Below are 13743 nucleotides of genomic sequence, written 5' to 3' on the forward strand. Positions count from 1 at the left end.
ACAAGGAGCGGTTATGTCTCGTATTGCATTGATAGGTGCTTCTGGCGAAGTCGGTTCGCGCCTTTTGAAAGAACTCTCTGATCGTGGTCATACAGTGACAGCGATTGCTCGCCATCCTGAAAAAATTGCCAGCCTGCCCAATGTCACGTCGGTTCAGGGTGATGTCAATGATCTGGACGGTTTGATTGCGTTGTTGAAAGGGCACGATGTGGCGATTAGCGCCGTTCGTTTCGCCTCGTCGGATCCTTCCAAGCTGATCACGGCAGTTCGCGCGGCTGGTGTGCCGCGTTATCTGGTGGTGGGTGGTGCGGCCAGTCTTGAAGTGGCTCCCGGTCAGCGATTGATTGATCAGCCCGCATTTCCGGATGCGTATCGTACCGAAGCCTTGGGGGGGATTGCCTTTCTGGATCAGCTACGTCAGGAAAAAGAGCTGAATTGGACTTTCTTGTCGCCCTCGGCTGAATTCGGCCCAGGTCAGCGCACGGGCAAATTCCGTGTGGGCCAAGACAGTCTTTTGGTCTCCGACCAAGGCAGCAAGATTTCTTATGAGGATTACGCCATCGCTTTGGTGGACGAGATTGAACATCCTGCCCATTCGCGCCAGCGCTTTACCGTAGGTTATTGATCAAGGAGTGGGGCTGATGAAAGGTGCAATCCGATGGGTATCTCCAGTTTTATTGGCGGGCTCTTTCTTGTTGAGCACAAATGCAGCGTTGGCTGCCAATTCGCCGACTCGTGATGTGGTTCAGGAAGAAAGCAATCGCACGCTAGTGGTCAATTTTTACGATAGCTTCTTTAACAAGCATCAGGTGCAGGAAGCGGCGACAGTGGTGGCCGAGGACTATATCCAGCACAACCCGGAAGTGCCGGACGGGAAGGCACCTTTTGTGGGCTACTTTAGTGGCTATTTCAAAGAGAACCCGCAGTCTCGTGCGCGGATTGTGCGCAGTGCCACAGACGGGGATCTGGTCTATCTGCATGTGCATTCGACCAATGGCAAGGCCGATCGCGGACAGGCCGTGATTGATATTTTCCGGGTGCAAGACGGCAAGATCGTGGAGCACTGGGATGTGATTCAGGCCGTGCCGGAGCAGGCTGCCAATAGCAACACCATGTTCTAAGAACTCTGTTGTGGGGCGACGTATTGCTCCGGTGCAAAGAGGACGTATGTGTACGCCAATAAAAGACCCGCCAATGATGGCGGGTCTTTTTGATGAAGGGGCCGTTAAAAAGCGTTCTTTTTGGGACTGCAGTTTTTGCTGGGGTTTAGCAGGGTTTTAATCTTGAGTCGCCTAAGCCGTCTGCATCTTGATCTTGGCTTCGCGTATCGGCAGATTGACAATGGCAGCCAGTACGGCCAGCACAATATCGGCCCACCACATCCAGCTGTAGTCGCCAAAACGAGTCAAGGCAATACCGCCCAGCCACGCTCCCAAAAAGCCGCCGATCTGGTGCGAGAACAAGGCCAAGCCAAACAGGGTGGCCAGATAACGTGTGCCAAACAGCTTGGCGACGATATTGGCAGTAGGCGGCACGGTCGCCAGCCAGGTCAGACCCAGGCCGATGGCAAAGATGTAAAACACCAGATCGGTTTTAGGCATCATCAAGTACCACAGGATCAGCACGGCGCGCGAGGCATACATTAGTGCCAGCACATATTTGCTGCGCCAGCGGGCAATGCAGGAACCGGCGGCGATACTGCCAAAGATATTGGCCAGGCCGATCAGGGCCAGCGACCAGCTTGCTACCGAAGGTGGCAGCCCGCACAGGTCGATTTCCCCCGGCAAGTGGGTGACTAGAAAGGCAATGTGAAAACCGCAGGTGAAAAAGCCCAGGCTCAGCAGCAAGTAGCTGCGATCTGTCATGGCGTTTTTCAATGTCTCGGCCAGTCCCGGACCGCTGCTAACAGGAGCGGGGCGGGGGGCGGCGGCTGTCTTTTGGGCCTTGCTGCCAGGACTTAGTTTGCGGATCAGGGGCAGGGTTAGCAGGGCGGTCAGAGCCAGAACCCAAAAGGTCGACATCCAGCCCACCCAACCGATCAGCTTTTGCACGACGGGAGCAAAGACGAACTGTCCGAAGGAGCCGCCGGCATTGATCAGGCCAGAGGCCTGGCCGCGTGCGTGCTCAGGAATTCGTTGGGCGGCCGCGCCAATCAAGGTAGAGAAGCTGGCCGCACCCGAGCCAACGCTGGCCAGTAGGCCCAAGGTCAAGGTCAGTCCCAGGCCTGTGCCTATAAAGGGAGTCACCGCACAGCCCAATGCCAGAATCAGCAGGCCCGCGATCAGAACCCGGTCCGGGCCCCAGCGGTCGGAGCAGGCACCGGCAATAGGCTGGATCGCCCCCCAGGTAAGCTGGCCCACGGCCATGGCAAAGCTGATGGACATAATGCCCATGCCGCTTGCCTTATCAATCGGGCCGACGAACAGGCCAAAGGATTGGCGTATCCCCATGGTAACCATCAGGATGCCAGCCGCTGCCAAAGTCACCGTCATTACGGCGGGCTGGCGCAAGGATTGAAACATGGGGTCCCCTCTTACTATTCAGATTTGAATTATCTGGCGAAATGTCAAAGCGGTGCAATCACCTTGTCTGGTGAAAAGCGACTGGGCGGACAGTGTTGCAGTGCGCGGCTATCCAGTTCCAGTTCCAGCTCCAGTTCCAGTTGCGGGAGGAGGAGGAGGAGGTGGTGGTGGTGGTGGTGGTGGTGGTGGTGGTGGTGGTGGTGGCCGTGCGTGGCAGGAAGTGCAGGGAGCAGAACTAGGCTGTTTATTGCGGCGTTTGATGGTTCAAGCAAGCGCGGAATATAAAAAAAGACGGGCTGACAGCGCCGTCTTTTTTATACCTGCTGCTAAGTGGGGTCAGCCTTTTTCCAGGCCGGCCTGTACCGGGCGTGCGCCTAGCTTGTCGATCAGAACCTGGGGATTGATACCCAGCAAATAACCGCGTCGGCCACCATTGATGTAAATCGTGTCGAACTCCAGCAGTTCTTCTTCCAGCCACACAGGCATGGCTTTGCGGGTGGCAAAAGGCGAGGTGCCACCGACCATATAGCCCGAATGGCGTTGGGCCACCTCTGGCTTGCAGGGGGCGATTTTCTTTGCGCCCGTTTGACGAGCCAGATTCTTGGTAGAGACTTCTCGGTCGCCGTGCATCACGATGACCAAGGGCTTGGCGCTTTCATCTTCCATGATCAGGGTCTTGGCCACCCGGTGCAGGTCCAGACCTAGTTGGGCTGCTGCTTCCATGGCTCCGCCATGATCGACATAGTTGTAGCTATGTTCGGTAAAGGAAATGCCATTTTTACGTAGCCACTGCGTGGCCGGTGTTTCGCTGACGTGTTTTTCTTTAGCCATATCTTGGTAGTGCGCTCAGGCGCGTGGATGATGGGCTGCGTGCAAGGCTTTCAAGCGCTCACGTGCCACATGAGTATAAATCTGGGTTGTGGAAATGTCGGCGTGGCCCAAAAGCATCTGTACCACGCGCAGGTCGGCCCCGTGATTGAGCAAATGGGTGGCGAAAGCGTGACGTAAAACGTGCGGGGACAAGGGGGCCAGAATTCCGGCTTGCAGCGCATATTTCTTGACGATCAACCAAAAGGACTGGCGGCTCATGCAGGTGCCGCGCCCGGTAATAAATACAAAATCGCTGCGACGCTGGCCCAGCAAGGCAGGGCGGGATTGCTGCATATAGCGTTCAATCCAGTGCAAGGCTTCCTGCCCCAGAGGCACCAGCCTGTCTTTGCCACCCTTGCCTTGGTCTATGCGTAGCACGCCATCGCTCAGGCTCAGATTTTGCAAAGGCAACTCGGTCAGTTCGGTGACGCGTAAACCGCTGGCATACAGGGTTTCCAGCATGCAGCGGTCACGCAGCCCCAAGGGATTATGTATGTCCGGTGCGGCCAGCAGGCGCTCTACCTGTTCTTCAGACAAGGTATGCGGGACACGCGGGGCTTGTCGGGCGCTGCTCAGTTCCAGGCAGGGGTCGTCCTGCCGCATGCCTTCTTGCACCGTCCAATCGTAAAAGCGACGCAAGGTGGCCAGCCTGCGGTTGGCCGTGCTGGCCTTGCTTTGACCGGCCTGGCTGGCCATCCATTCGCGCAAATCGCTGGCTTGCAGTTGCTCCAGCGCTTTGCCTTCGCGCTCTTGCTGAGCCCACTCCTTCAGGCGCTCCAGATCTTGCCGATACGCTTGCTGCGTGTTGGCGGACAAGCCGTCCTGCAACCAGAGCATGGTGATGAAATCGGAAATCAGACTGGCTTGCGTCATGGGGATGAAAAATTCGGAAAGCGTGGCTGTCAGCGAGCCTTTGGGAGCCGGAATGAAGCAGGAAAGCCATCATGCTATCACTCCGGGGTGATGAGCTTCATTCAGCAGATGGGTAGATATACGCTATATACCTATATATATTTCCTGATTATACTCATTCGTTACACCCGTCCTGGAGGAGAAAACAATGTTCAAACGAGTCGTATCGGTCGCTGCCTTATCCCTGTTTTTGCAAGGCACTGCGCAAGCCGATGAATTGGTGGTGGCCGCCGCTGCCAGCCTGACCAATGCCTTCAAGGAACTGGCTGGCCAGTTTGAGGCAGAGCATCCCGGCACCAAAGTGCTGACCAGTTTCGCTGCATCGGATGTCGTGCTGCAGCAAATCGTCAACGGCGCTCCTGTCGATGTGTTTGCCTCGGCAGACCAAAAGGCCATGAACAAGGCGGAAGAAGCCCAGGTCGTGGACCCCGCTACCCGCAAGAATTTTGTGCAGAATCAGGTGGTACTGATTGTGCCAAGCGACAACCCTGCCAATGTGACAAACGTGGGTGATCTGGACAAAGCAGATGTCAAACGCGTGGCTTTGGGTAACCCGGCCGTGGTGCCGGTGGGCCGCTATACCCAGGCTGCCCTGGAAAAAGCGGGTCAGTGGGATGCCGTGAAACAGCGAGAAATCCTGGGCCAGAATGTACGCCAGGTGCTCGATTACGTCGCCCGTGGTGAGGTGGAAGCCGGTTTTGTGTTTGCGACTGACGCGGCCATCATGAAAGACAAGGTGCACGTGCTGGAGGTGCTCAAGACGACTGAACCTGTCACTTACCCCATCGCTCTGGTGCAGCGTGAAGGCCGTAGTGACAAGGCTCAGGCCTTTCAAGATTTCGTCATGTCTGAATCCGGGCAGCAAGTGCTGGCAAAATACGGTTTTGCCAAGCCTTGATAGGATGTTGATCGCCGGATGACTTCATTTTGGATTCCCCTCGGCTTATCGCTCAAGGTCGCCGGCTGGGCGACCTTGTTCGCTTGTGTATTGGGCATAGGCATTGCCTATGCACTGTCGCGCTGGCAGTCGCGTTGGTGTGACCTGCTTGATTCCATCCTGACCTTGCCCATGGTCTTGCCGCCTACGGTTATCGGCTATTACCTGCTGGTTCTATTGGGTCGGCGTAGTGCCGTAGGGCAATGGCTCTCCAGTATGGGGATAGAGCTGATCTTTACTTGGCAGGGTGCGGTGATTGCCGCCACAGTCGTGGCCTTTCCCATGATATTGAAGGCAGCGCGTGCGGCTTTTGAAGATGTGGACCCACGATTAGAAGATGCCGCCAGTGTGTTGGGTTTAAGGCCCTTGGCCATCTTCTTTCGTGTCAGCCTGCCTTTGGCGGCGCGTGGCATTATGGCCGGGGTTTTGCTGGCGTTTGCCCGTGCCTTGGGCGAGTTCGGTGCAACCTTGATGATTGCGGGCAGCATACCGGGGCGTACCCAAACCATGTCCATCGCCATTTACGAGGCGGTGCAGGCAGGGGAAGATCAGCAGGCTTTAGTGCTGGTTGCTATTATTTCGATTACCTGTGTGCTGGTTTTGTGGAGTACCCGTGCTTTGTCACCCCGTCACGTACGCCGTAAAAGAGGGATGCAATGAGCCTGAAGGTACAGATTCAACGCACCGTAGTTAGCGAGGCTCGTCATTTTGAATTGAACATTCAGATTCAAACCGAGGCTCGTCATATTGCGTTGTATGGGCCATCAGGCTCGGGCAAGTCCTTGACGGTGCAAAGCGTGGCGGGCTTGCTGCGGCCCGATCATGGCCGCATTCAGATTGGCGATCAGGTCTACTTTGATTCTGCAAAAGGCATCAACCTGAAGCCGCGCGAGCGTCGGGTGGCGTACCTGTTTCAGGACTACGGCCTATTCCCACATCTGACCGCCGCACAGAATATTTGCTTTGGTCTGAACAGGGGCTTGTTCAACCGCTCCGTGCGGGCCATGCCTGCGGCTGCCCAGCGTTGGGTAGACGCGTTTGAATTGGAGTCGGTATTAAGTAGCTACCCCGCCCAGTTGTCGGGCGGGCAAAAGCAACGCTGTGCTTTGGCGCGAGCCTTGGCGATTGAGCCTCAGTTGCTCTTGTTGGATGAGCCTTTGGCGGCTCTGGATCAGGATTTGCGTGTTCGTTTGCGGGCTGAACTGGCCCAGTTGCAAAGCCAGATCGATATTCCCACGATCTTGATTACGCACGATCCTGAAGATGCCAGAGTCCTGGCCCAAGAGGTCTATCGCATTCGCGACGGACGCGTCTTGGAGTGTTGTCGCAGCGCGGATCTGGAAGCCCTTAAAGCGTAGCAATCATTACGCTGGATGCCTTGAACAGAGCATAGGCGGATTGGCCCGCTTCCAGATGCAAACGCTGGGTGCTGTCCAGGGTGATGCTGGCGGTCACTGTCAGGCCTTGTGGCAGCTCCAGACGGACTTCTGCATTGACGGCACCGGTGATGACATCGGTAATCGTGCCGGGTAATTGATTGCGTGCGGACAGCGAATTGCGGGTGTCGCCCGTGCCAATCATGATTGACGATGCTTTCAGAAAGGCCAGAACTTTTTGCCCTTCACGCAGGCCCAGGTTTTCCGTGCTTTCCCGCGTAATGGAGGCAACAACGGTTTGGCCCTGGCCAATATCCACATGAATTTCGTCGTTGACGGCACCGGTCTTGATCGTGGTAACGATACCGGGCAATTGGTTGCGAGCCGAAGTTTGCATGATCATGGTTTGGAGTAACTCCATCTGAGTAGCCACGGAAGGCATTAAACGACCAATACGGCTCATGAAGCGTTGATGTAGCCGGTCGTAGGTTTGGTACAGCTCTAGCAGTTCGATGGCCTTGGGCGTCAGAGTGGCGCCGCCACCACGATGGCCGCCGGTGCTACGCAGCACCAGAGGCTCGCCCGCCATATTGTTCATGATGTCGATGGCGTCCCAGGCCGCTTTGTAGCTGATGCCAATATGGCGGGCGGCGGCAGAGATCGACCCCTGCTCGGCGATCGCCGCCAGCAAGGCCATACGGCGGGCGCTACCCCAGGTATGCTCGCCAGTACGCAGCGACAGGCTGCCGGTTAATTCGGTATTGGGGGTGTTTGAACTAGACATGGCGATAAGTGTAAGGGCGTGAACAATCTAGGGATAGAGCGCCGGTACAATGGCCGGATCAGCGTTGCTGGCCATTCTGTTTCCTTGCAACCTTAACTGGTTTTCTCTATGTACGACACCCCTGCTGTTTCCATGGCTCAATTGCAGGAGCTTAATAGTGCCGAAACGGTTGTGTTAACCGTGAACAAGCGCTACGCGCGCCGCCTGCTGGGACATTTGTCGGCCCGTCTGGCTGGAGCGGGCGGGACGGTCGCCGTGCCGGAAATCGTGCCCTTGGGGGCGTGGCTGGCACAGGCCAGCGATCAGCTCTGCTTTTCCGAGCAATGGCAACCGGCTGCGCACCAGATGGATCGCTTCGCCGCCTTGCAGCGCTGGGAACACAGCATCGAGCAGTGCGAGGAAGAGGGCTACTTCCTGGATGTCGGCCAGGCAGCGCGTCTGGCCTGTGAAGCCGATACCCTGCTGGATGAATGGAATATTGAGCTCAAACCCGGCGAGGCCAGCATAGATTTTGAACGCTTCATGCAATGGCGCTCTCACTACCGGCAAAGCCTGGAGCAGGCGGATCTGGATGACGCGAATCTGGCTGCCGAGCGCGTGCTGAAAGCGGTGCAGGCCGGCGCCTTGCACATGCGTCATCGCTATATGGTGCTGCATGGTTTTCATGAATACTCGCCGCGTCTGCAAAGCCTTTTAATGGGTTTGCAGAATATGGGAGTGGAGATTCTGCAGTTGCAGCACGAAGAGGCGCAGGCCACGGAAGTTCATCGGGTGCAGGCGCAGGATGCGGATACGGAATGGCGCCTGGCGGTGCAATGGGCGCGTCGTCAATTGGATGAGGACCCGGATCGCACGGTAGCCATTGTGGCGGCGCAGTTGGAAACGCAACTGCCGCTGGTGCATCGCCTCTTGCGGCAAGCCATGCACACGGATCAAGGCGCCTTGCCCTATAACGTGGCAGCGGCCCGATCCTTGGCCGAGTGGCCCGTGGTTGAAGCAGCCCTGGCCTGGTTGAAAGCCCTGTTTACCCTGGCGACCAAGGGGCAGGCCGAGCCGGCCATGCTGGGCCAAGCCCTGCGTTTGGGAGCGTGTCAGGCGGAACAGTCTGAAGCGGGCGGCCGTGCCCGCATTGACAAGGCCTGGCGCGACAACCGCATCACGCAAGTGAGCCGTAAAAAATTTGCCGACATGCTCAGTTTTCATACGCCCGAACTGGCCCTGGCCTGGGCCAAGGCGGTGGAGCGCTTCGAGTCCGTGTCGGCCGGCGCTCAAGGGGTGGATACCTGGGCTTCAGTGATGCGTCAATGCCTGGAGGCTTTGGGTTTTCCCGGAACCAATCGTTTGGATAGCGCCCAGTTTCAAACCTTGGAAGCTTTGGAGGCCCTGCTGCTGCAACTGGCGCAGCAAGCCCCTGTCTTGGGCCGTATCAGTGCCTTGAAGGCGCAAAGTGCTCTGGCGCGCATGGCCCGTGAAAATCTGTTCCAGCCACAGCGTGATCCGCGCTCCCGTCTGGATGTGCTGGGCTTTCTGGAGGCGGAAGGCGGGCGTTGGGATGCCGTATGGGTGCTGGGCCTGACCGATGATATTTTGCCCGCTGCCGTCAAACCGAATCCCCTGATCCCCGCCCAAGTGCTGCGCCGGGTGCAAGCCCCGCGCAGTACGCCAGAGCGGGAGCTGGAGTGGGCGCGCTGGATGTTGAGCGCCTTGCTGCGCTGTGGCAACCAGGTCTTGCTCAGTGCGCCTTTGAATCAGGGGGAGCAAGAGCTCAGACCCAGCCCCTTGATTGCTCATTGGCCTGTGCTTGAAATGCCTTGGGCGGTGCAGGCAGAGCAGGCCGTCGCACAGGAAGCCTTGCTGGACGAGCAAGGCCCCAGTTTGAAGCTGGAAGAGCGCATACGCGGCGGAATCAGCGTGCTGGATACGCAGGCCCGCAATCCTTTGTGGGCTTTTGTGAAGTTTCGTTTGCATGGTCAGGCCTTGCCTGATTACGCCCGTGTAGGTGATATGAATACACGCGGGGTGTTTCTGCACCGCGCCGTCGAACTGTTCTGGCTGCGTGTGAAGGATCAGGACAGCTTGCACGAACTGATTGGCGAGGACTCGCTGTTGGACGTGGTGCAAGTGTGTATTGATCAGGCCGCTCAGGAAGAGCTGGCCGATTACGGCCCGGTGCTGCGCAGCCTGGAAATGGAGCGGGGTCTGGCTGTTTTGAGCCAATACGCGCATCAGGAAGCCCAGCGTCCGCCGTTTGCCTTGGGCGCGACGGAACAGGAGTTGAGCTGGAGCCGTGGCTTGCTGCGTTTGAGCCTGCGTCTGGATCGTCTGGATGATCTGGCCGATGGTGAACAGTTGCTGATGGACTACAAAACTGGCATAGGCGAACTCAGACCCGATAAAGATTGGCTGCGGCCCAGACCTGTGAATCTGCAATTGCCGTTTTATGCCGCGGCCTTGCAGGATGAAGGTCGAACCGTCAGTGGCTTGGCTTTTGTGCGCTTGCATGCTCGTCAGGTGGGCTTAAGTGGTTTGGCCGCGCCCGGCATGGATATTGAGGGCCTGACCGAATTGGAAAGTGCCCAGCAGTGGACCGCACAAATCGCGCAGTGGAAACAGGCGGTGGAAGGTCTGGCGGATGAGTTCCTGCAAGGGCAGGCCGCCAACCAGATCTGGAACCGCAACGATTTGCTGTACTGCGATGTTTTGCCCTTTTTACGTTTGTTCCAGGAAGACCTCCAAGACAATGGAGGAGAGGTGTCATGCTGACTGTCCCTAGCGATAGCCCCGCCCGTGCACGGGCACTGGACCCCGAGTCCTCCTTTCTGGTCCAAGCCCCTGCCGGTTCAGGCAAGACAGAGCTGCTGACCGACCGAATTCTGGCTTTGCTGGCTCGCGTGCAGCGGCCAGAAGAAATTGTGGCCATTACCTTCACCCGTAAAGCTGCGGCTGAAATGCATGCGCGAGTGCTGGAGAAGCTGGCCGCTGCCAATCAGGAACGGCCTGCCGAGTCCTATCGCGTACGCAGTTGGGAGCTGGCGCGCGCGGCCATGCAGCGCAATCAGGAACAGCAGTGGGATTTGCTGGCCTATCCGGCACGCTTGAGTATCCGTACCATTGACTCCTTGTGTGCGCACCTGGTGCGTGCCATGCCCTGGATTACGGGGCTGGGCGGGGTGCCGGCCATTACTGATAAGGCACAGGAGCATTACGAAGCGGCGGCCTGGGCCACGCTGGAAATGGCGGAAAGCGTCCCTAGCGTGGCGCGCTTTCTGGAGCATATGGATGTCAACTTGCTGCAGGCGCAAGCCCTGTTGGCCGGTATGTTGGCCAGCCGCGATCAGTGGCTGCCAGCCGTGGGGCAGGGCGGTGATGTGGCGCTGTTACAAGACAGCTTGCGCGAGGTGGTGGAGCAGCAACTGCAGCAGCTAAGCGATTCACTGCCACCCGGTTGGGCGCGGACTTTGGCTCCCCTGGCCTGCTTTGCGGCCTCGAATCTGGAAAGCGGCGATGTACTGGCCCTGGCCGATTGGCAAGGCGACAATCTGGCCCCGGTTATGGACGATTTGCCGCGCTGGCGTGGTCTGGCAGCCTTGTTGCTGACGGATAAAGGCGATCTGCGCAAAAGCCTGACCGTGCGTAACGGCTTTCCGCCAAAAACAGCGCAAAAAGAAATTCTGACTGAATGGTTGAGCAATTGTCTGGGGGCAGAGCCCTGGATTGCTCGCCTGGCCAGTGCCCGCCTTCTGCCCGAACAATACTCCGCCCAGCAGCAAGAAGTTCTGTCCAATCTGATTCAGGTCTTGTGGCTGGCTGCGGCGCAATTGAAACTGCGCTTTGCCGAGAAAGCCGAGGTCGATTTCACCGAGATTGCTCAACGTGCCCTGCAAGCCTTGGGCGATGCCGATGAGCCGGGCGAACTGCTGTTGCGTATGGATAGGTCCATACGTCATTTGCTGGTGGACGAATTTCAGGACACCAGCCAATCCCAGGTGCAATTGCTGGAGCGCCTGACCAGTGGCTGGGAGCCGGGTGATGGGCGTAGCCTGTTTCTGGTGGGCGACCCCATGCAGTCCATTTACCGTTTCCGCAAGGCGGAAGTGGGTTTGTTTCTGCAGGTCTGGCAAGCGCGACGTTTAGGTGAAGTGGAGCTGGAGCCGCTCAATCTCAGCAATAACTTCCGCTCGCACCCGCGTTTGGTGGAGTGGGTGAATAGGGTGGGGGCGCAACTGTTTCCGGCTCGACCTGATCCGGATCTGGGCATGGTCACGTATGAACACTCGACTGCCTTCAAACCTGATATTCCCGAGTGGGCGGTGCAGTTTCATCCGTCCTGGCATTTCCGGGTGGCACGTGGAGAGGATGCCGTGCCGTCGCAGCAAGCGGCTCAGGAACGTGCGGTGCAAGAGGCGGTGCAATGCGCGGCTCAAGCTCTGGAACGTTATCAGGACAGTGAGCATCCGGTGGCAATTCTAGTGCGAGCACGTTCGCACTTGCAGGGTTTGGTGCGCAAGCTGGGCGAGCAGGGCATACCGTGCCGAGCGGTAGAGCTGGAGCCCTTGCAGCAGCGCCCTGTGGTGGCGGATTTGGTGCAATTGGTCCGTGCCTTGGCTCACCCGGCAGATCGACTGGCTTGGCTGTCCGTGTTGCGCTCGCCATTGATCGGCCTGCGTTTGGAGAGTCTGCATCGTTTGTGCGCTTTGCATCCCACGCAGACCCTGGCCGAGCTGACCACGAGCCTGAGAGCGAACCTCGCCGTTGACGGCGAGGTCAAGCGAGGCAAGATGACTATGGCGCCACAGGCGCCCCCGGATGGTGGCGGAGAAGCTCCGGCCGCCAGGCTGGAGTTCTTCACACACAATCAGGATTTTGAAGATTGGGATGCGAATGAGCGCGACCGGCTGCTGTTCGCTTGCCAGATCTTGCTGGATAAAGGTAATCGCAGCGGCTTGATGCCTTTTGCAGCCTGGGTGCAGGAATGCTGGACGCGCTTGGGCGGGCCGCAAGTCTATCCAGGCTTGGCAGATCAGGCGGATGCAGAGCAAGTCTTGCGTCTGCTCGAAGAGCTGTGCCCTTATGGGCCGCCCGATCAGCAGCAATTGCAGGCCCGCGTGGAGTCTTTGTATGCCACCCCGCAAGGGACGGGCAAGGCCGTGGAGGTGATGACGATTCACAAGTCCAAGGGCCTGGAGTTTGAAACTGTTATCTTGTTTGGCTTGCACAAGCAGTCGGCAGCCGATTCCGAGCCCTTGATTCGTCTGGAACACAGCGCCGAGCGCCTGATTCTGGGGCCGATCAGCCATAAGGGCAGCGAGCAACGCGATCCGGTGTCGCAGTTTCTGGCAGCGCGGGAACGTATCCGAGCCGAGCAGGAAAGCCACCGTCTTTTATACGTGGCCCTGACGCGTGCCCGTCAGGAGTTGCACTTGTTTGCGGAGCTGAGCATCACCCAGGACAAGGGTCTGCGCGAGCCGGATGGCCGCTCCTTGTTAAGCCGTGTCTGGCCTGTCCTGGAGCAGCCACAGGCGCCGGTTTGGCAAGCCGAGCAGGGCAGGCAGCAAGAGGAGTCGGGGCAAGGTTCTGCGGCATTGTTGCAGCGCGTGGTGAGCTTGCCTGCTGCGCCACCCGAGCAATTGCAGACCGCCAGCCCACAGTATCAAAGCTGGCAGTGGTCCCTGGATACGACTCATGAAAAAGCCATTGGGACGGTTGCCCACGACTGGCTGGAAAAGCTGGGTCGTGAAGGTTTGGACCAGTGGCCGGTAGAGCGTTTGCAGCAAGGTCGCGTCGTCATGCGTCGCCAGTTGCTGAGGGCCGGGGTGCCTGCCGCCTACCTGGATGAGGCTGCCCAGTCCTTGTTTGAGGCCATTGCCGCAACCGTGCAGACCGAGCGTGGTCGCTGGTTGCTGGGTGTCAGCCGCGCCTACCGGGAGTGGTCCTTGCTGGATGTCAGTGGTCGGGTATCGATTATCGACTTGGCGATTTCCCAGGAAGATCACTGGCTGGTGGTGGATTACAAGACGGGGCGGCCCGCCGAGCATGAAAGTCAGGATGATTTTGCAGCGCGTATGTTGGAGCGCTACGCACCGCAATTGCAGCGGTATTGTGAGCAGGTGCAGGCTCTGGATGGGCGACCGGCGCGGGCGGCGCTTTATTTCCCGAGAGCCGATCTTTGGCTGCCGTATTAATGCTACACTACTTGTCGGCGGGCCCCTCCGCATGGTTCGGCGGTGAATCTGGTCAGGTCGGGAACGAAGCAGCCACAGCCGTGCAGAATCAGTGCCGGAGTCAGGCTCGCCACTTCATTTGCTTATCGGGTTATGCGCGCCCGGTCTATCTGCTTCCCTT

At 58.2% G+C, this 13743-nt stretch carries 12 protein-coding genes and 1 other RNA gene; 9 read left to right on the forward strand and 4 right to left on the reverse strand.

Annotated elements, in window-relative coordinates; all coding sequences use genetic code 11:
* Positions 1 to 13 precede the first annotated feature (13 nt).
* Entirely contained in the window at positions 14 to 625 is a 612-nt protein-coding gene (locus AB7E06_RS00860) for an NAD(P)-dependent oxidoreductase (RefSeq protein WP_346549077.1), read from the forward strand.
* 16 nt (positions 626 to 641) lie between these two features.
* Positions 642 to 1121: a nuclear transport factor 2 family protein gene (locus tag AB7E06_RS00865; RefSeq protein ID WP_121738233.1), complete on the forward strand. Its 480-nt coding sequence runs from the start codon at positions 642 to 644 to the stop codon at positions 1119 to 1121.
* Between the two features lie 171 nt (positions 1122 to 1292).
* On the opposite strand, the gene AB7E06_RS00870 is transcribed toward AB7E06_RS00865, so the two are convergent.
* Positions 1293 to 2522 carry an MFS transporter gene (locus AB7E06_RS00870; protein WP_125277012.1) on the reverse strand — a complete coding sequence of 410 codons (1230 nt, stop codon included), beginning with the start codon at positions 2520 to 2522 and terminating at the stop codon, positions 1293 to 1295.
* Between the two features lie 95 nt (positions 2523 to 2617).
* On the opposite strand from AB7E06_RS00870, the gene AB7E06_RS00875 reads away from it, so the two are divergent.
* Complete coding sequence (locus AB7E06_RS00875; RefSeq protein ID WP_427954726.1) at positions 2618 to 2761, forward strand: hypothetical protein; 144 nt, start codon at positions 2618 to 2620, stop codon at positions 2759 to 2761.
* Between the two features lie 97 nt (positions 2762 to 2858).
* Here the strand turns inward: AB7E06_RS00875 and ybaK are convergent, their stop codons facing one another.
* Both ybaK and xerD read right to left on the reverse strand, forming a co-directional pair.
* A complete protein-coding gene (gene ybaK, locus AB7E06_RS00880; protein WP_094195816.1) occupies positions 2859 to 3353 on the reverse strand; it encodes a Cys-tRNA(Pro) deacylase in 495 nt (164 codons plus the stop codon).
* Positions 3354 to 3368: 15 nt separating this feature from the next.
* Positions 3369 to 4265 carry a site-specific tyrosine recombinase XerD gene (xerD, locus tag AB7E06_RS00885; protein ID WP_108728002.1) on the reverse strand — a complete coding sequence of 299 codons (897 nt, stop codon included), beginning with the start codon at positions 4263 to 4265 and terminating at the stop codon, positions 3369 to 3371.
* 187 nt (positions 4266 to 4452) lie between these two features.
* On the opposite strand from xerD, the gene modA reads away from it, so the two are divergent.
* Genes modA through AB7E06_RS00900 form a run of 3 tightly spaced genes read left to right on the forward strand, consistent with a single transcriptional unit; the run spans position 4453 to position 6599 of the window.
* A complete protein-coding gene (gene modA, locus AB7E06_RS00890; protein WP_094195818.1) occupies positions 4453 to 5202 on the forward strand; it encodes a molybdate ABC transporter substrate-binding protein in 750 nt (249 codons plus the stop codon).
* An 18-nt stretch (positions 5203 to 5220) separates the two neighbouring features.
* Positions 5221 to 5901 carry a molybdate ABC transporter permease subunit gene (gene modB, locus AB7E06_RS00895; RefSeq protein WP_094195819.1) on the forward strand — a complete coding sequence of 227 codons (681 nt, stop codon included), beginning with the start codon at positions 5221 to 5223 and terminating at the stop codon, positions 5899 to 5901.
* Positions 5898 to 6599, forward strand: coding sequence for a sulfate/molybdate ABC transporter ATP-binding protein (locus AB7E06_RS00900; protein ID WP_094195820.1), 702 nt, complete (start codon positions 5898 to 5900; stop codon positions 6597 to 6599). Before modB ends, AB7E06_RS00900 begins: the two co-directional genes overlap by 4 nt.
* Here the strand turns inward: AB7E06_RS00900 and AB7E06_RS00905 are convergent.
* On the reverse strand, positions 6589 to 7401 hold the full coding sequence (locus AB7E06_RS00905) for a TOBE domain-containing protein (protein WP_094195821.1): 813 nt from the start codon (positions 7399 to 7401) through the stop codon (positions 6589 to 6591). The two genes, AB7E06_RS00900 and AB7E06_RS00905, sit on opposite strands and share 11 nt — an antisense overlap.
* 108 nt (positions 7402 to 7509) lie before the next feature.
* On the opposite strand from AB7E06_RS00905, the gene AB7E06_RS00910 reads away from it, so the two are divergent.
* The 3 genes from AB7E06_RS00910 to ffs all read left to right on the forward strand — a co-directional run bounded on the left by AB7E06_RS00910 (position 7510) and on the right by ffs (position 13697).
* Positions 7510 to 10164, forward strand: a complete 2655-nt coding sequence (locus tag AB7E06_RS00910; RefSeq protein ID WP_094195822.1) for a hypothetical protein — start codon at positions 7510 to 7512, stop codon at positions 10162 to 10164.
* Positions 10158 to 13583 (forward strand): UvrD-helicase domain-containing protein, encoded by a 3426-nt coding sequence (locus AB7E06_RS00915; RefSeq protein ID WP_094195823.1) that lies wholly within the window; start codon positions 10158 to 10160, stop codon positions 13581 to 13583. Before AB7E06_RS00910 ends, AB7E06_RS00915 begins: the two co-directional genes overlap by 7 nt.
* Before the next feature lie 16 nt (positions 13584 to 13599).
* Positions 13600 to 13697, forward strand: an RNA gene (gene ffs, locus AB7E06_RS00920) — signal recognition particle sRNA small type.
* The last annotated feature ends 46 nt before the right edge of the window (positions 13698 to 13743 follow it).

Origin of the sequence: Alcaligenes sp. (assembly GCF_050255915.1) — a bacterium.
In the GTDB taxonomy this organism is placed as follows: Bacteria; Pseudomonadota; Gammaproteobacteria; order Burkholderiales; family Burkholderiaceae_B; genus Alcaligenes; species Alcaligenes aquatilis.